The organism is Mesorhizobium sp. M7A.F.Ca.US.006.01.1.1 (genome assembly GCF_003997935.1).
Classification (GTDB): domain Bacteria; phylum Pseudomonadota; class Alphaproteobacteria; order Rhizobiales; family Rhizobiaceae; genus Mesorhizobium.
This window is the reverse complement of the sequence record NZ_RZQL01000135.1, coordinates 1-19,371: the sequence shown is the minus strand read 5'-3', so window position 1 is coordinate 19,371 and position 19,371 is coordinate 1. Positions and strand designations below refer to the sequence as shown.

The 19,371-nt window shown below is 64.5% G+C and carries 18 protein-coding genes and 1 pseudogene; 11 read left to right on the top strand and 8 right to left on the bottom strand.

Annotated elements, in window-relative coordinates:
• The 5 genes and pseudogenes from EN943_RS22405 to EN943_RS22385 all read left to right on the top strand — a co-directional run.
• Positions 1-2,043 (top strand): glycine cleavage T C-terminal barrel domain-containing protein (locus tag EN943_RS22405; protein WP_127414684.1); only part of this gene is annotated, 2,043 nt, incomplete at its 5' end.
• Complete coding sequence (locus tag EN943_RS22400) at positions 2,036-2,620, top strand: sarcosine oxidase subunit gamma (RefSeq protein WP_127414683.1); 585 nt, start codon at positions 2,036-2,038, stop codon at positions 2,618-2,620. The genes EN943_RS22405 and EN943_RS22400, both read left to right, overlap by 8 nt.
• Before the next feature lie 59 nt (positions 2,621-2,679).
• Positions 2,680-2,910, top strand: a complete 231-nt coding sequence (locus tag EN943_RS22395) for a hypothetical protein (RefSeq protein WP_127414682.1) — start codon at positions 2,680-2,682, stop codon at positions 2,908-2,910.
• 78 nt (positions 2,911-2,988) lie between these two features.
• Complete coding sequence (locus EN943_RS22390; protein WP_127414681.1) at positions 2,989-3,774, top strand: ThuA domain-containing protein; 786 nt, start codon at positions 2,989-2,991, stop codon at positions 3,772-3,774.
• 80 nt (positions 3,775-3,854) lie between these two features.
• Positions 3,855-4,875: pseudogene (locus EN943_RS22385) on the top strand (Gfo/Idh/MocA family oxidoreductase).
• 41 nt (positions 4,876-4,916) lie between these two features.
• On the opposite strand, the gene EN943_RS22380 reads toward EN943_RS22385, so the two are convergent.
• From EN943_RS22380 to EN943_RS22355, 5 genes are all read right to left on the bottom strand, one after another.
• Positions 4,917-5,165, bottom strand: a complete 249-nt coding sequence (locus EN943_RS22380) for a DUF680 domain-containing protein (RefSeq protein WP_127290616.1) — start codon at positions 5,163-5,165, stop codon at positions 4,917-4,919.
• A gap of 207 nt (positions 5,166-5,372) precedes the next feature.
• Positions 5,373-6,017 carry a TetR/AcrR family transcriptional regulator gene (locus EN943_RS22375; protein WP_127414680.1) on the bottom strand — a complete coding sequence of 215 codons (645 nt, stop codon included), beginning with the start codon at positions 6,015-6,017 and terminating at the stop codon, positions 5,373-5,375.
• Between the two features lie 166 nt (positions 6,018-6,183).
• The gene (locus EN943_RS22365; RefSeq protein WP_127414678.1) at positions 6,184-7,215 is read right to left on the bottom strand and encodes a phosphotransferase; all 1,032 of its coding nucleotides are present in this window, start codon (positions 7,213-7,215) and stop codon (positions 6,184-6,186) included.
• Positions 7,212-7,697: a MaoC family dehydratase gene (locus EN943_RS22360; protein WP_263484965.1), complete on the bottom strand. Its 486-nt coding sequence runs from the start codon at positions 7,695-7,697 to the stop codon at positions 7,212-7,214. The genes EN943_RS22365 and EN943_RS22360 overlap by 4 nt, the downstream gene beginning before the upstream one ends.
• A 39-nt stretch (positions 7,698-7,736) precedes the next feature.
• Complete coding sequence (locus tag EN943_RS22355; protein ID WP_127414677.1) at positions 7,737-8,552, bottom strand: SDR family oxidoreductase; 816 nt, start codon at positions 8,550-8,552, stop codon at positions 7,737-7,739.
• Positions 8,553-8,667: 115 nt separating this feature from the next.
• On the opposite strand from EN943_RS22355, the gene EN943_RS22350 reads away from it, so the two are divergent.
• The 6 genes from EN943_RS22350 to EN943_RS22325 all read left to right on the top strand — a co-directional run bounded on the left by EN943_RS22350 (position 8,668) and on the right by EN943_RS22325 (position 14,579).
• Positions 8,668-9,909, top strand: a complete 1,242-nt coding sequence (locus EN943_RS22350) for an acyl-CoA dehydrogenase family protein (protein ID WP_127414676.1) — start codon at positions 8,668-8,670, stop codon at positions 9,907-9,909.
• A 53-nt stretch (positions 9,910-9,962) separates the two neighbouring features.
• The gene (locus EN943_RS22345) at positions 9,963-11,000 is read left to right on the top strand and encodes a zinc-binding dehydrogenase (protein ID WP_127414675.1); all 1,038 of its coding nucleotides are present in this window, start codon (positions 9,963-9,965) and stop codon (positions 10,998-11,000) included.
• 208 nt (positions 11,001-11,208) lie between these two features.
• Entirely contained in the window at positions 11,209-12,372 is a 1,164-nt protein-coding gene (locus EN943_RS22340; protein ID WP_127414674.1) for a glycosyltransferase 87 family protein, read from the top strand.
• The gene (locus EN943_RS22335) at positions 12,365-13,354 is read left to right on the top strand and encodes a glycosyltransferase family 2 protein (protein WP_127414673.1); all 990 of its coding nucleotides are present in this window, start codon (positions 12,365-12,367) and stop codon (positions 13,352-13,354) included. Before EN943_RS22340 ends, EN943_RS22335 begins: the two co-directional genes overlap by 8 nt.
• Positions 13,351-14,172, top strand: coding sequence for a ChbG/HpnK family deacetylase (locus EN943_RS22330; protein ID WP_127414672.1), 822 nt, complete (start codon positions 13,351-13,353; stop codon positions 14,170-14,172). Before EN943_RS22335 ends, EN943_RS22330 begins: the two co-directional genes overlap by 4 nt.
• Positions 14,169-14,579 (top strand): GtrA family protein, encoded by a 411-nt coding sequence (locus EN943_RS22325; protein WP_127414671.1) that lies wholly within the window; start codon positions 14,169-14,171, stop codon positions 14,577-14,579. The genes EN943_RS22330 and EN943_RS22325 overlap by 4 nt, the downstream gene beginning before the upstream one ends.
• Before the next feature lie 37 nt (positions 14,580-14,616).
• Here EN943_RS22325 and EN943_RS22320 read toward each other — a convergent pair whose 3' ends face one another.
• The 3 genes from EN943_RS22320 to EN943_RS22310 form a co-directional block, all read right to left on the bottom strand.
• Positions 14,617-17,748 carry an efflux RND transporter permease subunit gene (locus EN943_RS22320; RefSeq protein ID WP_127414670.1) on the bottom strand — a complete coding sequence of 1,044 codons (3,132 nt, stop codon included), beginning with the start codon at positions 17,746-17,748 and terminating at the stop codon, positions 14,617-14,619.
• Positions 17,745-18,905, bottom strand: coding sequence for an efflux RND transporter periplasmic adaptor subunit (locus EN943_RS22315; RefSeq protein ID WP_127414669.1), 1,161 nt, complete (start codon positions 18,903-18,905; stop codon positions 17,745-17,747). The genes EN943_RS22320 and EN943_RS22315 overlap by 4 nt, the downstream gene beginning before the upstream one ends.
• Before the next feature lie 193 nt (positions 18,906-19,098).
• Positions 19,099-19,371: SIS domain-containing protein (locus tag EN943_RS22310; protein ID WP_164778316.1), on the bottom strand; the 273-nt coding region annotated here is incomplete at its 5' end.

The following is a 19,371-nucleotide window of genomic DNA, read 5'->3' as shown; positions in this document are numbered from 1 at the left end:
AACCCCTATGGCGTCGCCGTCGGCAGGAATGTCGGCGTCTACACCGCCAATGACTCGGCTTACGCGGCGGCCATCGACCTGAAGAAGGCCGGCGTCAACGTGGCGGCGATCGTCGATCTGCGCGACAATCCGACGGGACCGGTGATCGACGAGGCGAGGGCGCTCGGCATCGAAATCAATTTCGGCCGCGCGGTGATCCGCGCCGGCGGTAAATTGCGGGTCTCGTCGATGACCGTGCAGCCGAAGAACGGCGGCGGCGAGCGTACCATCCCGGTCGATGCGATCCTGATGTCGGCTGGCTGGACACCGTCGGTGCATCTGTTCTCGCAATCGCGCGGCAAGGTCGCCTTCAACGACGAGACCAAGCGCTTCGTGCCGGGCACTTACGCGCAGGACTGTGTTTCGGTCGGCGCCTGCAACGGCACTGACGGGCTGTCGGCAACGGTCGACGAGGCCTATGCGGCTGGCGCCAAGGCAGCCAGGGATGCCGGTGCCAAAACCGCCAAGGGTGCGAAGCCGAAGGTCGATGCCTCGGAAAGCTGGTCGCGCGGCATGCTGGGCGCGGCGCCCGGAGCCGGGCCGGACACCACGGTGAAGGCGTTTGTCGACTTCCAGAACGACGTCACCGCCAAGGATATCCGCCAGGCGGTGCATGAAGGCATGCGATCGATCGAGCACGTCAAGCGCTTCACCACCAATGGCATGGCGACCGACCAGGGCAAGACCTCCAACATGCACGGCCTGGCGATTGCCGCCGTGATGCTGGGAAAGCCGATCCCGGAAGTCGGCCTGACCACGTTCCGGGCGCCGTACACGCCGGTCACCTTCGGCGCCATCGTCAGCCATGCGCGCGGTCCGCTGTTCGACCCGACGCGCAGAACCGCGATCCATCCCTGGGCCGAGGCGCAAGGTGCCGTGTTCGAGGATGTCGGCCAGTGGAAGCGCGCCTGGTATTTCCCCAAGGCGGGCGAGGACATGCACGCCGCGGTCGACCGCGAATGCGTCGCCGTGCGCAAGACGGCCGGCCTGTTCGATGCCTCGACGCTGGGCAAGATCGAAGTGGTCGGGCCGGATGCGGCGAAATTCATGGAATTGCTCTACACCAACCCTTGGGAGAAGCTGGAGCCCGGCCGCTGCCGCTACGGCATCATGCTGCGCGAGGATGGCTTCATCTATGATGACGGCGTCGTCGGCAGGCTGGCGGCCGACCGCTTCCATGTGACGACCACGACCGGCGGCGCGCCGCGCGTCATGAACCACATGGAGGACTATCTCCAGACCGAGTCCCCGCATCTCAATGTCTGGCTGACCTCGATCACCGAGCAATGGGCGGTCATTGCCGTGCAAGGGCCCAAGTCGCGCGACATCATCGCGCCGCTGGTCGAAGGCATCGACATGTCGGACGAGGCGCTGCCGCACATGTCGGTGCGCGAAGGCAAGATCTGCGGCGTGCCGACCCGGCTGTTCCGCATGTCGTTCACCGGCGAGCGCGGCTTCGAGGTCAATGTGCCGGCCGACTATGGCCAGGCGGTCTGGGAAGCGCTGTGGGCTGAAGGCCAGAAGCATGGTGCGGCCGCCTATGGCACCGAGGCGATGCACGTGCTGCGCGCCGAAAAGGGCTACATTATCGTCGGCCAGGACACCGACGGCACAGTGACGCCGAACGACGCCGGCCTCGACTGGGCGGTCGGCAAGAAGAAAACCGATTTCGTCGGCATCCGCGGCCTGACGCGGCCGGACCTTGTCGCCAAGGGCCGCAAGCAATTGGTCGGTCTGAAGACCAAGGACCCCAAGGTGGTTCTGGAAGAGGGCGCGCAGATCGTCGCGGACCCGAAGCAGGCGATCCCGATGAAGATGATCGGCCATGTCACCTCGAGCTACTGGTCGGAAAATTGCGGCCGCTCGATCGCATTGGCGCTGGTCGCCGGCGGCCGCGACCGGATGGGCGAGACCCTCTATGTGCCGATGCCGAATGGGGTGATCGAGGTAGAGGTTACCGGCATGGTGTTCTTCGACGAAACGGGAGGGCGCCTCAATGGCTAAGGCCGCTGCTAGGAAGACGGCTCCGGTTGCATCGCCTTCGGTTGAGCGCCGCCCGGCGCTGACTGGTCGCAGCACCACTGCTGCCGGCGTCAAGGTCGAGGTGCTGCCGCCGGCGGAGCGCGTTTCTTTGCGGGTGCCGGGAGCTTCGGCCGCAGCGCTCTCGAAGGCGCTCGGCGTGACCTTACCGAACAAGCCGAAAACCTCTGCTGCGAAGGGCGGGCGCACCGCTCTGTGGCTCGGCCCCGACGAATGGCTTGTCATCGATGAGGCCGGCAACGATCCGCTCGCCGATTGCGCCAAAGTATCCGCGCTGCATTCGGCGGTCGGCGTCTCGCATCGCAACATCGCGATATCGGTGACGGGCACTGGGGCAGCGGCGGCGATCAATGCGGGCTGCCCGCAGGATCTGTCGCTCGACGCCTTCCCGGTGGGTGCAGCGTCGCGCACCATCCTGGGCAAGACCGAGATCGTCCTGCTGCGCACAGCCGCCGATGCCTTCCGGGTCGAATGCTGGCGTTCCTTCTCGGACTATGTCTTTACTTTCCTGTCCGAGGGATCGCGCGACGCGGCGGTCTGAACTCGGAACGTTTTGCAGGGCACACTCGTTCTGCATCCGCACGCCGAGGGAGAATGCCGATGCCGTCGAATTCCGCACCGAAGTCGCCGGTCATAAAGACATCGGCCGTCCGCTCGCTCGAACATGAGCGACATGAAGCCCCGAGCGCCGAAGAGGAACTCGAGGAAGGCCTCGAAGACACGTTCCCGGCCAGCGATCCGATATCCATTACCGGAACCGCCATCCCCGGCGCACCGGCTAAACCGGGCAAGGCCAAGACCGTGCCGGGGCGCAAGAAGCGCAAGATGTAATATTCCATCGGGCCAGGCGGCATCGGGACCTTCTCAATCCCTTTGGACATGCTATTTAAAGCGCTTTGGGAGATGAAAATGCCGACAAAAGCGATCGTTTGGGGCGAGAACGTCCACGAGCAGACCAATGAAGCCGTGCGCGACCTCTATCCCTTGGGGATGCACGGCACCATCGCCGCCGCGCTCAACCAGGACAAGGGCATCGAGGCGACCACCGCCACCTTGCAGGAGCCCGAGCACGGCCTGAGCGAAAAGCGGCTGGCGGCCACGGACGTGCTTTTGTGGTGGGGCCACGCGGCGCATGGCGAGGTCAAGGACGAGATCGTCGAGCGGGTGCAGAAGCGGGTGTGGGAAGGGATGGGCCTGATCGTGCTCCATTCCGGCCATTACTCGAAGATCTTCAAGCGGCTGATGGGTACGCCCTGTTCGCTGAAATGGCGCGAGGCGGGCGAGCGCGAGCGCGTCTGGGCGATCAACCGCGGCCACCCGATCGCGCAGGGCATCGGCGAGTGCCTGGAGATCGGTGAGACCGAAATGTATGGCGAGCCCTTCGCCGTGCCGGAGCCGCAGGAGACGGTGTTCGTCTCCTGGTACGAGGGCGGCGAGGTGTTCCGGTCCGGGCTGACCTACCAGCGCGGCGCGGGACGGATCTTCTACTTCTCGCCCGGCCACGAGACCTATCCGATCTATCACAATGAGGGCGTTCAGCAGGTGCTGCGCAACGCCGTCCATTGGGCGCACAACCCGGCACCCGCCTGGTCCGGCATCACCAATGCGCCGAACGTGCCGACGGATGCGGCCAAGGAGAAGATCTTGCAGAAGGGGCTGCGCCTGCATGCCGATGGCGATAAGGGCCTTAGCTGACTGGGCCTTAATTGATTGGGCCTGAGCTGATCGGGGCCTGAGTTGCCCAAGGCGTGAGTTGATTTGGGGGCTTGGGACTAATGCATCGAATTCTTCTGCTCGGCACCGGCGGTATCGCCGGGCATCATGTCGAGGAGTTTGCCGGGATTCCCGGCTGCAGCATCGTCGCCTGTGTCGACCAGGTGCCCGGCCGCGCGGCGGCGTTCGCCGCAGCCAGCAAGATCGGCGACTTCTTCGAGAGCCTGGAAGCGGCGATCGCCTGGGGTCAGTTCGATGCCGCCATCAATGCGACGCCGGATGGTGCGCATATGGCAACGACGCTGGCGCTGGTCGGCGCCGGAAAACACGTGTTTTGCGAAAAGCCGCTGGCGCCGAACCACGCCGACGCGCTTGATATGACGCAAGCGGCCGAGGCTGCCGGGGTGATCAACATGGTCAACCTCACCTATCGCAACTCACCGGCGATCCAAGAGGCGCGGCGCATGGTTCAGGCCGGCGCGATCGGCGCGTTGCGCCATGTCGAGGCGAGCTATCGGCAAAGCTGGCTGGTCAGCAAATCATGGGGCGACTGGCGGGTCGAGGACAAATGGCTGTGGCGCTTGTCGAGCCGGCACGGCTCGACCGGCGTGCTGGGCGACCTATGGCGCCGGCCAGGACATCGTCAGCCTCCACGCCGATCTGGTGACGTTTCCGAAGGCCGAGGGCGATCGCATCGGCGACTATGTGCTGGACGCCAATGACAGCGTGGCGATGACGGCCCGGCTCAGTTCCGGCGCGCTCGCCACGATCGTGGCGAGCCGCTACATGACCGGCCACGCCAACGATCTGTCGCTGGCCCTGCACGGCACCAAAGGTGCCATCAAGGCCGAGACCGACGGCAAGGTATCGAGCCTGTCGGCTTGTCTCGGTGGGGATGTCGATCTGCAGCGTTGGCGAACGCTGGCGCTGCCCGATGTCAAGCGCAATGCCCGGCGCTTTGCCGACGCGCTGGATGCAGGCCGCAACGGCGATCCGTCGTTTCGGCGCGCCGCAGACATGCAGAAGCTGATTGATGCCGCCTTCGAGAGTTCAGCGGGCAAACGGCCGATCATGGTCGCCTGAAACTGGCCGGCTTGCGCCGGCCAGACGTGATTTGCAGATAATCAGAATGCGCTCGGCACAATCCACGGATTGATGCTGATGCCGAGCCGTGGACCCTTGCCTTCAGCGGTGTTTTCCGTGGCGCCCTTCTTCTCGACCGAGCCGGTCGAAGCGCAATCGAGCTTCACGTTGGTCTTGGTGTCCACGCAGGCCGCCACCGGCGCATGCTTGACCGGGTGGGTGGTGTTGGCGGCGAAGGCCGAGCCCGAAAGTGCCAGCACGGCGGCGAGGGTGAGGAGTGTCTTTTTCATTGTCAGTCTCCGTTTTCCGGGTCGAATACAATTCGTACCGACGGGTGAATTTTTCTCGTACATGTACGATACGCTGTACAGATACGCCCGCTGATCGCGAAGTTCAAGGAAAAACCGTACGCGTACGATGAATTTTTTGTTAACCAAGAAATCCCCCGGGGTTTGGCTCGGGCGGAGAGAAAATATGGAAACGAAAGGAGTGGGCGCTCAGCAGTTGACCGGTGTCTCGGTCAGCGGCGGGACGTTTTGCGTGCTGAGCGTGGCGAGCGTGAAATCGCACATCCGCTTCACGAAGGCCTGCGGGTCGCCGAAGGGGTAGAATGGAAAGGTGATGAGCAGCGAGATCGTGCCGTGGCCGACCGCCCACAGCATGGTGGCGATGGCGCGCGGATCGCCCTGCAATTTGCCGGCGGCAACGCAGGCTTCGACCCGGCTGATCAGCGCCTTCATCGCCGGGTTGCTCTCTTCCATGTCGTCGTAGCTCCTGCCTTCCGGCAGGTGGGTCTTTTCGGTCATGAACACGGTGCGGTATTCGTTGGGATTGCCGAGCCCGAAGGCGGCGTATTCGGTCATCACCGCCTGCAAGGCCGCGATCGGATCATCGGATGGATGCTCCTCGATGCGGCGAGCAAGCGTCTCGAACGCGTCCTCGGCCAGAGCGAACAGAATGTCCTGCTTGTCGGCGAAGTAGGAATAGACCGACATCGGGGCGTAGCCGACCCGCTTGGCCAGCTTGCGGATGGTCAGGCCCTCATAGCCCTCTTCCTGGACAAGCTTGTGCGCGGCCTCGAGCAATTCGGAGCGCAGTTCTGCCTTTTGTTTCTCGCGGCGTGTCTGGACGCTCTGCGGCAAGATCTGGTGCCTTTGGTTGGGTTGGTGCCTGGCTAAATTATATACGCTGTACGGAAACGGACAAGGGCACGGGAAGTTCCCAAGCGGCATGCTTCGAATCGTGCCGACGCTTGTCGAGGTTGGCGGCACCCGTGATCGGCACTGTTGCTCGCCCAGGCGCACATCGTCACGCCTCCTTGTCGATCAGTCTTGCGGCAAGATGCGAAAGCAGTTTCACCGCCTCGCCATAGGTTTTCGCCTTTTCCGGATTGGAGGCGTTGCCGTCCAGCGCCCGTTTGAAGACGCCCTGGCAGATCGCGGCCAGCCGGAAGAAGGAAAAGGCCAGGAAGAACGTCCAGTTGCCGATTCCGCTGAGCCCGCGCCGCCGGCAGTAGGCGGCGACATAGTCCGCTTCGGAGGGCAGGCCGAGCGCCGCGCGGTCGATGCCGCCCAGGCCGCGAAAGCCGGAAGCGTGCGGCAGCCGCCATTGCATGCATTGATAGGCGATATCGGCGAAGGGGTGGCCTGATGTCGACAGTTCCCAGTCGAGCACCGCCAGAACCGTTGGCCGGTCCGGCGCGAAGATCAGATTGTCCAGCCGGTAGTCGCCATGCACCAGTGAGATCCGGCCGTCATCGGCGGGCATATGCGTTTCCAGCCAGGCAATCAGCCGGTCCATATCGGTCACGGTGCCGGTTTCCGAAGCGCGGTACTGGCTGGTCCAGCGCGCCAGCTGGCGCTCGAAATAACTGCCAGCCCGGCCGAAATCGCCGAGACCCACAGCCTCGACATCGACATCGTGCAGCGCCGCAAGGGTGTCGTTCATGGCATCGTAGATGGCGGCGCGTTCATCGTTGTCGTGAGCCTCCGGCAGCGCCGGATCCCAGAAGATGCGGCCGTCGAGGAAATCCATCACGTAGAACATGCGGCCGATCGGCGAGGCTTCCGACGACAGATGCAGCATGGCAGGCACAGGCACGGCGGTGCCGGCAAGCGCGCTCATCACCCTGAATTCGCGGTCGACCTGGTGCGCCGATTTCAGCAGCTGCCCCGGCGGCTTGGCGCGCAGCACGTAACGGCCGCTTGCCGCCGTCATGAGATAGGTCGGGTTCGATTGGCCGGATTTGAATTTTTCGATGGATAGGAGCCCGGAAAAGCCCGGCATGTTCGCCTCGAGGTAAGGCGCAAGCGCTGCCTGGTCGAGAACGGGATCACTCATGCCGTCTCGGGCTGGCGTTCGATCAAGGTCAGCGTCAGCCAGCGCGCGGTCAGTGCCGGTTTCTTCGAACCCTCGATTTCGATCGTCACGTCATGCGCCGTCTGCACCCACCCCGACGGCCTGACCTTGACGTCGGCCAGCACGAAGCGGGTGCGGATGCGCGCCCCGGTCTTCACCGGCGCCAGGAAGCGCAGCGAATCGAAGCCGTGGTTGACGCCCATCTTGCCGTTTTCCAGCGGCGGCATGGTCTCGAAGGTCATCGCCGACAACAGCGACAGCGACAGGAAGCCGTGCGCGATGGTGCCGCCGAACGGCGTTTCGCGCATCGCCCGCTCCGGATCGCAGTGGATGAACTGGTGGTCGTCGGTGGCGTCGGCGAACTGGTCGATCATGCGTTGCGTGACCACCCGCCACGGCGACACGCCAACCTCCTTGCCGACACTGGCCAGAAGCACATCGAGACTGATTGGTTCCACGCTCATGTCCTCCAGTTCACCCCCGGCTTCTGTGGCCGGAAAATGTCATTCCTTGAACAAGGTCAGCCCATGCTGCACCGACTGTCCGCCGTCGATCGGCAGGATGGCGCCGGTGACATAGCTGCCTGCACGGCTGCACAAATAGAGCGTTGCGCCGGCAATGTCATCCGGTGCGCCGATACGGCCGATCGGAACATGGTTGCCGACGTGCGTGGCCTGTTCCTCTGTGGCGGTGGCAAATGCCGTCATCCGGCTCTGGAAGGGGCCGGGGGCAAAGGCGTTGACGGTGATGCGGCGGCCGGCGAACTCGAGCGCCAATGTGCGCGTCAGATGATGAACCGCGGCCTTCGAGGCGGTGTAGGAATAGGCGTCGTCGGCCAGCGGCTGCGTGCCCATCACCGAACCGAGGTTGATCACCCTGGCCGGATCGGCATCGCTGGCGGCGGCATCGAGCAACGGCAGCAATTCGCGCGTCAGATGGAAGACCGCGGTGACGTTGACGCCAAACACCTTGGCCCATGCCGAATAGGGGAAGCTTTCCAGGGGCGCGCCCCAGGAGACGCCGGCATTGTTGACCAGAATATGCAGTTTCCCGGTCCGCGCCTTGACCTCGGCGACAAGCGCAGCGATGCCAGCCTCGCTGGAAACGTCGCCGACGAAGCCCTCGGCCCGGCCCGGTGCACCAAGCTCGTTCAACTCAGCAGCGACCTTGACGCAATCCTCGCCCTTGCGCGACGCGATCATCACGCTGGCGCCGGCCTGCACCAGGGCGGTCGCCGCCATGCGGCCGATGCCGGTCGCGGCACCCGTCACCAGCGCGGTCTTGCCGGCCACCGAAAACAGCTCGTCCAGATAGCTCATCACAATCCTCCGCGCTCGGCATGCGGGCAGACAGTTCGCGTTGACAAGGCTATCCGAAGTACGGTCATCCTTGCCACTGACAAAATGCCTGGCGTGCATGAAGGGTTAGCGACCGATGACGGAGATGAATCTCGGCATGACCGAGCGGCTGAAGCCGATCCACGCGCGCGTCGCGGCCATGGTGCGCGACGAGATCATGCCGCTCGACCATGAATTCCTCAGCGAAGTGGGCAAGGCAGGCGACCGCTGGGTCTACAGTGCGCGCCAGAGCGAGATCCTCGAAGGGCTGAAGGAAACCGCACGAGAGCGCGGCCTGTGGAATTTCTGGCTGACCGGCTCGGAACGCGGCTACGGCCTTTCCACCGTCGAATACGCCTATCTGGCCGAGGAGATGGGCAAGGCGCATCTCGGCGCCGAGACCTTCAACTGCTCGGCGCCCGACACCGGCAACATGGAGGTGCTGGAACGGTACGGCTCGGCCGACCACAAGAAAGAATGGCTGGAGCCCCTGCTCGACGGCAAGGTCCGCTCGGCCTATCTGATGACCGAGCCGGATGTCGCCTCGTCCGACGCCACCAACATTGCGATGCGCTGCGAACGGCACGGCGACGATTATGTGCTCAACGGCGAGAAATGGTGGGCCTCTGGCGCCGGCGATCCGCGTTGCGCCATCTACATCGTCATGGTCAGGACCGGCGGCGATGACGAGCCGCAGCACCGCCGCCATTCGATGATCCTGGTGCCTTCCGACACGAAAGGTGTGGCCAAGGTGCGGGCCATGCAGGTCTATGGCGACGACGATGCGCCGCATGGCCACATGCACGTTCGCTTCGACAATGTGCGCGTACCGGCGTCGAACCTGATCCTCGGCGAGGGCAGGGGGTTCGAGATCGCGCAAGGGCGGCTCGGCCCCGGCCGCATCCACCATTGCATGCGCGCCATCGGACAGGCCGAGCTGGCGCTCGAGATGCTGTGCCAGCGTTCCGTGCGCCGCGAGGCCTTCGGCCAACCCCTGGCAAAGCTCGGCGCCAATTTCGACATCATCGCCGAATGCCGCATGGAGATCGAGATGGCCCGGCTGCTCTGCCTCAAGGCGGCGTGGATGATCGACCAGGGCGATGCGCGGGCTGCTGCTCCGTGGATCAGCCAGATCAAGGTGGTGGCACCGCGCGTCGCGCTCAAGGTCACAGACGAGGCCGTGCAGATGTTCGGCGCGCAAGGCATCAGCCAGGACACGCCGCTGGCGCGGTCGTGGACGCATCTGCGGACATTGCGCCTTGCCGACGGGCCTGACGCCGTGCATCGCCGGCAAGTGGCGCGCACCGAGCTGAGGAAATACACGCAGGAAAAGATCTGAGCGCCGGCATAGTCATCCGGCGATGCCGACGGGTCCAAGCGAGGAGTGTTCCAATGACCGTCCCCTCCGAAATGAAGGCGCTGCTGCTGGTCGGCGATGGCTACACCAGGACGCCGAGCGGCAGCGTGCTGGAGGCGATGGAGCCCTATCTCGAGCCGGGCAGCATCGCGGTGCCGACACCGGGCCCCAGCCAGGTGCTGATCAAGGTCAGCCTCGCCTCGATCAATCCGTCCGATGTCGCCTTCGTCAAGGGCCAGTACGGCCAGCCGCGCGCCAAGGGCCAGCCGGCCGGCTTCGAGGGTGTCGGCATTGTCGTCGCCAGCGGGGACGAGCCCTATCCCAAAAGCCTGATCGGCAAGCGCGTCGCCTTTGCCACCGGCGTCACCAACTGGGGCTCGTGGGCCGACTATGCTGTCGCCGAAGCTGCCGCCTGCATTCCGCTGCTCGACACCGTCCGCGACGAGGATGGCGCGGCGATGATCGTCAACCCGCTCACCGCGCTCGCCATGTTCGACATCGTCAAGCAGGAAGGCGAGAAGGCCTTTGTCATGACCGCCGGCGCCAGCCAGCTCTGCAAGCTGATCATCGACCTGGCCAGCGAAGAGGGTTTCCGACCCATCGTCACCGTGCGCCGCGACGACCAGATCGCGGCTCTGAAAGCGCTTGGCGCGGCGCACGTGCTCAATGAAAAGGCACCGGATTTCAAGGCGGCACTGCGCGAGGTGATGAAGGCCGAGCAGCCGCGCATCTTCCTTGACGCGGTGACCGGGCCGCTTGCCTCCGCCATCTTCGACGTCATGCCGAAGCGGTCGCGCTGGATCATCTATGGGCGGCTCGATCCCGAAGCCACTGTTATCCGTGAGCCCGGCCAACTGATCTTCCAGCACAAGCACATCGAAGGGTTTTGGCTGAGCGAGTGGATGCGCCAGTTCCGCGACCGTCGCGGCCCGGCGATCCTGGAAGCGCAGAAGCGTTTTTCCGATGGACGCTGGTCGACCGACGTGACGGCGGTGGTGCCGCTTGCCGAGGCGATGGCGCGGGTGCCAGCGGAATTGGCCAAACCTAACGGCAAGGTGTTCATCCGGCCTTAGCCCAGGTAAGGCGTGTTTTGAGGCGAGGCCTTCAGAAGGCTTCGACAGGCGGAAGACTGTCGGTATCTGGCCGCTGCCCGGATCGTCAGGCGAGTGTCCGAGTCTTTCAGCCCCCTATGCCACGCGGCTTCGTCCGTGATATGCCGCCGCCATCGAATGCCAGGACGGGCTGGACTGAGCTTGCTCCGGGATTGTGTGGGGTGCCTTGATGACGATTTCCAAGCCGGTTTTCGACCGTTTGGGGTTTGGCCTGTGGATCGGAGCGTTCCTGGTCGTTCTTGCCCTGGTCCTGTGGTCGCCGCACACGCGGACGGTATGGCAGGCCTATATCGACGGCAGCGAGGCGCTTCTGGCCGGTCTGCCGCTCTACGACCCCCAGTCCGAGATGGGATATCTCTACGCGCCGGCCTTTGCCGCAATCTACACTCCAATAGTCAAGCTCGGTCCGCATCTGGGCGGCTTGGTTTGGCATTCCATTGGCTTTGCGGTGCTGACCTATGCCGCGATGCGGCAGGTGGGCAAGCTCGGCGGCGGCGAACTGACATGGCTGCTCTCTTTCGGCCTTTTCCTGGCTTTGCCGATGGCGGTGGGGGCGATCCGCAACGGCCAGGCGACGATCCTTCTGACCGGCGCTTGCTGGCTCCTCACATTGTCGGCGCTGGAAGGTCGGCGGGCGGAGACGTTCTTCTGGGCTTCGCTTGCCATCGTCGCCAAGCCGACCGCGATCATCATGCTGTTGTTGGTAGGAGCCCTTCGGCTCCGCTTGATACCGGTGCTGGTGCTGGCGCTGCTGTTTGTTCTGGCACTGCCTTACGCTTTTGCTCCCGCGGGCTATCTCAACGATCAGTATCGTGTCTTCGCCCAGATGCTGACCTCCATGGCCGTCGACAACACCAGCCATTTCGTGCCCACCGATTTCACGGCACCGTTCACCACGATAGGACTGCCGATTCCGGAATTTGGCGCAATGATCGTGCGCATGGTCATGGCCCTGCTTACGCTTTCTGCCGTCGTCTGGTTCGACCGCAGGCTCGAACAGGGAAAAGCGGCGCTGGCGATCTTCCTGACAGCCACTTTCTACATGTGCGTCTTCAACCCGCGCGTCGAGCCCAACACCTATGCGATGATCGCCGCGCCAGCCGGTCTTGCCATCGCCCTGTTGTGGCGCGAAGAACGAGGCGGCGTCCTTGCCTCGGTGCTGTCGATGACGCTGTTCGTGACCGGGCTGAGCGGTGTCGATCGCCATGTGCACGATTTCCTCTACCCCTGGTTCCGGCCGATCGCCGTCACTTTTGTCGCCGGCTCCCTGATCTGGTGGTTCTGGACCAAGGCGCGGCAAAAGCTGATGAATGCAGGAGTCGCGAATGGCTGAGTTGCGACAGAGCCTCGATATCGTCGCACCGTTCTTCAACGAGTCGGCATCGGCATCGGCCTTCGCGCGCCTGCTGGGCGAGCTCGAAGCGGCCGTGGCACAACGCTTCGGCATGACCGTACACAAGATCCTCGTCGATGACGGCAGCCGTGACGATGGCGCCGTGCGGTTTTCGCAAGCGCTGACGGGGTCGTGGGAGATCGTGCGCCTCAGCCGCAATTTCGGCAAGGAAGTCGCGGTGCTCGCCGGCCTCGACCAGTCGCGCGGCGACGTGGTGCTGATCATGGACGCCGACCTCCAGCATTCCCTGGACATCAGCCTGAAGCTTATCGCCGAGCTGGTGGGCCATCCGGACATCGACGTCGTCTATGCGCAGAACGACCGCCGCGAGGCGAGCTGGCGGCGCAGCCAGCTTGCACGGCTTTTCTACAGCCTGATCAACTCGAGCCAGCGTTTCGACATTCCCGAAAATGCCGGCGACTTTCGCGTCATGCGCGGCGCCGTGGCGCGCGCACTGACCAGCCTGCGTGACAAGCGTCGCTTCAACAAGGGCCTGTTTGCATGGGCGGGCTTTCGCCAGAAGGCGTTGCCCTATTCGCCGGAAAACCGCGCCAGCGGCACGTCGAAATGGAGCCGGCTCAACCTCATCGCCTTCTCGCTCGAGGGGTTCACCTCGTTCTCCGTCATTCCGCTACGCCTGATCAGCCTCAGCGGGCTGCTCGCGGCGTTGGCCGGTGCGCTCTATGGTGCCAAGGTGTTCTTCGAGGTGATCTTCTACGGCATTGCCGTTCCGGGCTACCCCAGCCTGCTGGTTGCCGTCGTTCTGCTCGGCGGCCTCAACCTGACCCTGCTTGGCCTGATCGGCGAATATGTCTGGGTCACGCTCAGCGAAAGCAAGGATCGGCCGGTCTATCTGGTGCGCGATGTCGTGCGCAGCGAGATCTCCACAGAGAGGCCGGAGCCGGGCGCTTCCGACAGATGACGCGGCGTATCCGCCTAATCGCCGACGATTACGGCCTGGCGCCCGGCGTTTCCGCCGCGATTCTCGATCTGCTCGATCGCGGCCGGCTGACCGGCACCAGCTGCATGACCGGCTTTGCCGAGTGGGCAAAGGAGGCCGAGCGTATAAAACCGCTGAGCGGCCGGGCCGCGGTCGGGCTGCATCTCACCTTGACCGATCAGTTGGCCGTTACCGGCCGGTCGAGCCTGGCGCCGGAAGGCCGGCTGCCACCGCTCCGCGCACTGGCCTTGCCTGTTCTGCACGGCCGCATCGACGAGCGCCATGTCCATGCCGAGCTTGACGCCCAGTACAGCCGCTTCGTCGAGGCGCTGGGACGCCGCCCCGATTTCGTCGACGGGCATCAGCATGTGCATTTCCTTCCCGTTGTGCGCACATGGCTGCGCGCGCGCCTTGGTGAAGGAAGCGACAGGCCGGCGCTGCGCGGCGCCCCGGCACTGGCGGGCCAATTCGCCTTGGTACCGAAAGTCGCCGCGATTGCCGCGCTCGCGGCCGGCTTCAACCGGTCGATGCAGCGCGCCGGCTTCACCCTTTTCGAGCCGCTCGCCGGCATCTATGACTGGCGGCAGCCCGAAAAGTTCACTGCGGTTCTGCAGGCCGCCGTCGAAGGGTTGCCGGAACGAGGGCTGTTCATGTGCCATCCCGGTCATGTCGACGAGACGATGCGCGCGCGCGACACGATGCAAGGTGTGCGCGAGGTCGAATTCGCGGCCCTTGCATCGGACGCGTTCGGAGCCAGCCTGGCCCGCGCCAATGTCGCAATCATGGATGGCAGGGGATGAGCGACGCCGAGCGGCCCCCGCGTTCGACCGGCAACAAGATCGTCCGCTTTGCCATTGTCGGACTGGCGAACACGGCCATCGACCTTGCCAGCTTCTTCCTGCTGCTCAAGCTCGGGGTTTTGCCGCTGCCCGCCAACATCACTGCCTGGTTCATCGCCGTCACCTTCTCGTTCGCGGCGAACGGCTTCTGGTCGTTCGAGCGCAATCGAGCCATCCGGCTGCGTAACGCGTTCCTTCGCTTCGCCTCGCTTGGGGGGCTGATTTCGCTCGGCGTCTCCAGCCTTTCGATCGCGCTGTTCGCCGGCATCGCCGGGGTGTGGCCGGCAAAGATCGGTGGTGTCGTGGTGGCGGCGGTGCTGAATTTCCTTGCCGCGCGCTGGTCGATCGAAGGCCGATTGCTGAAGTAGCGGCGAAAAACCGCCACACACTTTCCCTGGAATGTCTCTATTCCGCGGGCTCTACATTGGTGTAGGCGGCTTCTTCGAGCTCGCGCTTCAGCCGGGCCTCCTCATGGGTCTTCGGCGTGACGAAGCGGCCAAGCAGGAGATAGGCGACCGGCGTCAGGAACAGCGTCGAGACGGTGGCAAGCCCCAGGCCGCCGACGATGACCCAGCCGAGCGCGACGCGCGCCTCGGCACCGGCGCCGCTCGCCAGCACCAGCGGCAAGCCGCCGAGCACGGTGCAGATCATCGTCATCATCACCGGCCGCACGCGGATGATCGAGGCCTGCTCGATCGCTTCGCGCACCCCAAGCCCGCGATCGCGCAGCTGGTTGGCGAATTCGACGATCAGGATGCCGTTCTTGGCCATGACACCGACCAAAAGCACCAGGCCGATCTGGCTGTAGGCGTTGAGACTGGTGCCTGAGATCAGAAGCGCGAAAATCGCGCAGGCCAATCCGAGCGGCACCGTCGCCATGATGATGACGGCACTGACAAAACTTTCGAACTGGGCGGCCAGCACCAAAAGGATGATGACCAGCGCGAAGCCGAAAATGGTGACCATGGCGCTGTTGGTCTCGCCCAGCGTGGCCGCCTCGGCCAGAGGCAGGATGCGGCTGCCCGCAGGCAGCAGCGGCGTGGCGATCTCCTCGGCGCGGGTGAGCGCGTCGCCAAGCGCGAAGTCGCCACTGAGGTTGGAGGTGATGGCCACCGAGGGCTGCTGCTGTTCGCGCGACAGCGATGGCGGCACGGCACGTTCGGTCAGCGTGGCGATGGTCGACATCGGCACGAAACGTCCGTCGGCCGTTTTCAGGAAGATGTTTTCCAGATCCGTCGGATCGTTGATCGGATTGGTGGTCGAGACCAGCTTCACGCCGTAGCTGCGGTCGGCGATGTAGACGTCGACGACATCGTTGCCGTCCAGCATGGCCTGCAAGGTGTTGGCCAGTCCTGATATGTCGATGCCGAGGTCGGAGGCGCGCTCGCGGTCGATGGCCACGGCGAGCTGCGGCTGCGTCGGGTCGATCGACAGGCGCGGTGTCTGGAAGCGCGGGTCCTTCTGCATCTCGGCGATGATCTTCACGGCTGCGTCGCCGAGCGCCTTGCGGTCGTTGCCGACCAGCGCGAACTGCAGGCCGTTGCCGGCGCCACGGATGCCGAGGCTGTTGGGCTGTACCGGGAAGATGCGCACGCTCGGCACCTGCCTGGTCAGCCGGCTGATCTCGGCCATGATCTCCTGCTGGCTGCGGCTGCGCTCGTTCCACGGCGCCAGGGTCATCACCATGAAGCCGGAGTTGTAGGAGCCGTTCTGGCCGGCATTCTCGAAGGTGCTGCGGATCTCGCCGGAATCGCGCATCGGCTGGATCAGTCTCTCGATCTTCTGCATCTGCTGCGTCGTATAGTCGAGGCTGACGCCTTGCGGGGCGCTGATGCGCAGCAGCACGGCGGCGCGGTCCTCGGTCGGCGTCAGCTCCTGGCGGATGGTGCCGAACAGCGTGAAGGCGGTGCCGGCAAACAGCACCGCGACCAGAAGCACGATCCATGGCGCGTCGAGGCAGGCGTGCAGGCCGCGCTTGTAGGCCGTATTGAGCGCACCGCCGATGCGGGCGCCGATGCCATGGCCACCTTCGTGGTGGAGCGATGCGCTGGTCAGCATGCGCGAAGCGAGCATCGGGCACAGCGTCAGCGCCACTACGCAGGACAAGAGCACCGACATGGCAAGCACGAAGCCGAATTCGCGGAACAGGCCGCCGGTCTGGCCGGGCAGGAACGAAATCGGCACGAAGACGGCGACGAGCGTCAAGGTGGTGGCGATGACGGCGAAAAACACTTCCTGCGCGCCAAGCACGGCGGCAGCCCGCGGTCCCATGCCTTCGTTGCGTCGTCGCACGATGTTTTCGAGCACGACGATGGCGTCGTCGACGACCAGTCCCGTCGCCAGCACCAAAGCCAGAAGGGTCAGGATGTTGACCGAAAAGCCGGCCAGGTAGATGGCGGCGATGGTGCCGATCATGGCGACCGGCATCGACAGGCCGGGGATCAGCGTCGCGCGCCAGTCGAGGAGAAACACATAGATGACGATCAGCACCATGGTCACGGACAGGCCGAGTGCGATCTCGACTTCGTGCACCGCGCCCTTGACGAAGACGGCGTCGTCGCTGGTGATCTTGATCGACATGCCCTTGGGCAGGTTTTCCTGCAGCTTGGCGACGGCGGCCTGGACGCCGGTCGAGATGTCCAGCGTGTTCGATTCCGCCTGGCGGATGATACCGATGCCGATGCCGGTCTTGCCATCCGAACGCAGCGTGGTCTGGCCGACATCGGGCCCGAGTGTCACGGTGGCGACGTCGCGAATGCGCGTCGTGCCGCCGACAATGATGTTTTCGAACTCTTCAGGCGTGGTCACGTCGGCGGTCGTGCGGACGATCAGGTCCTGGTTGGTCGTGGTGATCGAACCGGCGGGGGAATCGAAGGCGACCGAGGCAAGGGCGGCCCTGAGGTCGGCGACCGTGAAGCCGAGGCTGGCCAGCTTGTTCTGGTCGACATCGATGCGAAAGATCTTGTCGCGGTCGCCATAAACCTGGACGTCGGCAACGCCGGGCACGGCGGCCAGCTCGTCCTCGATCTGGTCCTGGACCACCACGGTCATGTCCTGGATCGACATGTTGTCCGAGGTCACCGCCAGTCGCATCACCGCGTCGGAATTGGCGTCGGCCTTGACGATGCGCGGTGGATCGGCGGTGTCGGGCATCTGGTTGGCGACGCGGCCGACGGCATCACGCACATCCGAGGCGGCGACATTCAGATCGACGCCGTCGTTGAACTCGATGGTGACGCGGCTCGAGCCGAACGAGGAAGACGACGAGATCGACTTGACGCCTGAGACGCGGGCGACGGCGCCCTCGATCGTGTCGGTCAGTTCGCGGTCGACGGTCTCAGCCGCCGCGCCCTCGAAGGTGGTGGAAACAGTGACGACCGCGCGATCGACATCAGGCAGCTCGCGGATTTCGACGCCGTAGAAGGCGGCCAGGCCGGCGACCGCGATCAGCGTGTTGAGCACGAAGGCCATGACCGGCCTGCGGATGAACAGCGCGGTGAAGCCGGTATCGCTGGCGGCGTTGATGGTTCCGGTCATGAGCCTTGGGCCGCGTCCGCCGCGCGCTGCTCTTCGCCGGCAAGGCGGACCGCGCCGCCCTCGCTGACGCTCTGGGTGCCTTCGGTGACCACCATGTCGCCGCTGTCGATCTCAGCGTCGATCAGCACGGTCTCGGTGTTGCGCTGTATGATGCGCACCGGGATCCGCCTGGCCTTGCCATCCTCGATCTGCCAGACATAGGCGCCGTCCGACCCCCACAGGATCGCCAGCGGGCTGACGGCCGGATAGGTTTGCCCCGGAAATTTCATGGTGATGCCGAACGACATGCCGGCGCGCAGCGAATCGGCCGGGTTGGCGATCTTGGCCTTGACCAGCAGGGTGCGGCTCTTTTCATCGATGTGGTTGTCGATGGCCGAAACGGTGCCGCTATAGGCGTTGCTGGGATTGGCGATCGGCGTCGCCGTCAATTGCGCACCGACCTTGACGGCGGCGGCGAAGCGCTCGGGCACCAGGAAGTCGACCAGGATAGAGGACCGGTCGTCGAGCGTGGCGATGGCCGATTGGTTGGTGACGTAATTGCCGGCGGAGATCGGCAGGATGCCGACGGTGCCGGCGATCGGCGCCAAGATCGACCGGCGTTGCAGCGCAAGTTCCGCATCCTGAAGCGCCAGCTTGGCGCCCGCCAGCACCACCTCGGCGTCGGCCACGGCTACCGGGGTCGCGGCATTGGAGGCACGAAGCGACTTGACGCGGTCAAGCTTGGATTGCGCGTCCTGCAAGGCGAGCTTGGCACGGTCCTGAGAGATCACTTCGGTCTCGGAATCGAGGGTGGCGAGGATCTGTCCCTTATCGACATGGCTGCCGGATTCGACCAGCAGTTCGGCGAGGCGGCCGGAGCTGTAGGGATTGACGGTCACCGAGGCGTTGGCACGGCCGGTACCGATCGCCTGCAGGCGGTCGTTGATGACAGCCAAAGTGGCCGCCAGGGCGACCACGTTCACCCGCTGGTTGCCGTTGCGGCCGTCTGCCTGCCTCGCGCTCGCAGCGCCGCTTGCAGCCGGGGGGGGTGCCGCGTAGGCCCAGTCGATGCCCCAACGTGCCAGCACGTCCGGCGCGCCGGGATAAAAGCGCAGCCAGGCGACTGCCGCCACCACCAGCACCACGAGTGCAAAAAGTATCTGTTTCCAGGCGGCCATCAGCACTCCGGTTGGTAAAACAATCCTTCCGTCTACCGGTTTCCCGAAATGAAGCAGACGCAGCGAGGCTATTGTAAGGCAAAGAAGCCGCCTCGATATCGCGTCTTTATGACAATTCTCCGGGGGCTGCGCACATTAAATATATGTAACGTTTGAGAAAATATGCGTAACGCCTTGGATCATCGCACATGCACTAACGCAGACTTTCCATCTCGCGAATGCGTTTGGCGCCTTCTGCTTCCAGTTGCCTGGTGACGGCGCCGATCAGCGTTTCGGCGACGACGAAAAGGGCAGCCGATGAATCCCATGCCGACGGCACCGCGGTTCGTCCGGCGATAACATGGCGGGCGAAACGGGCGATCGGCGACAGCCACTGGTCGGTGAACAGCACGATCTGGACGCCACGCTGATGCGCCTTCTCGGCGAACCGGAGGAGGCTGTCCTGGTAGCGCCTGATGTCGAAGAT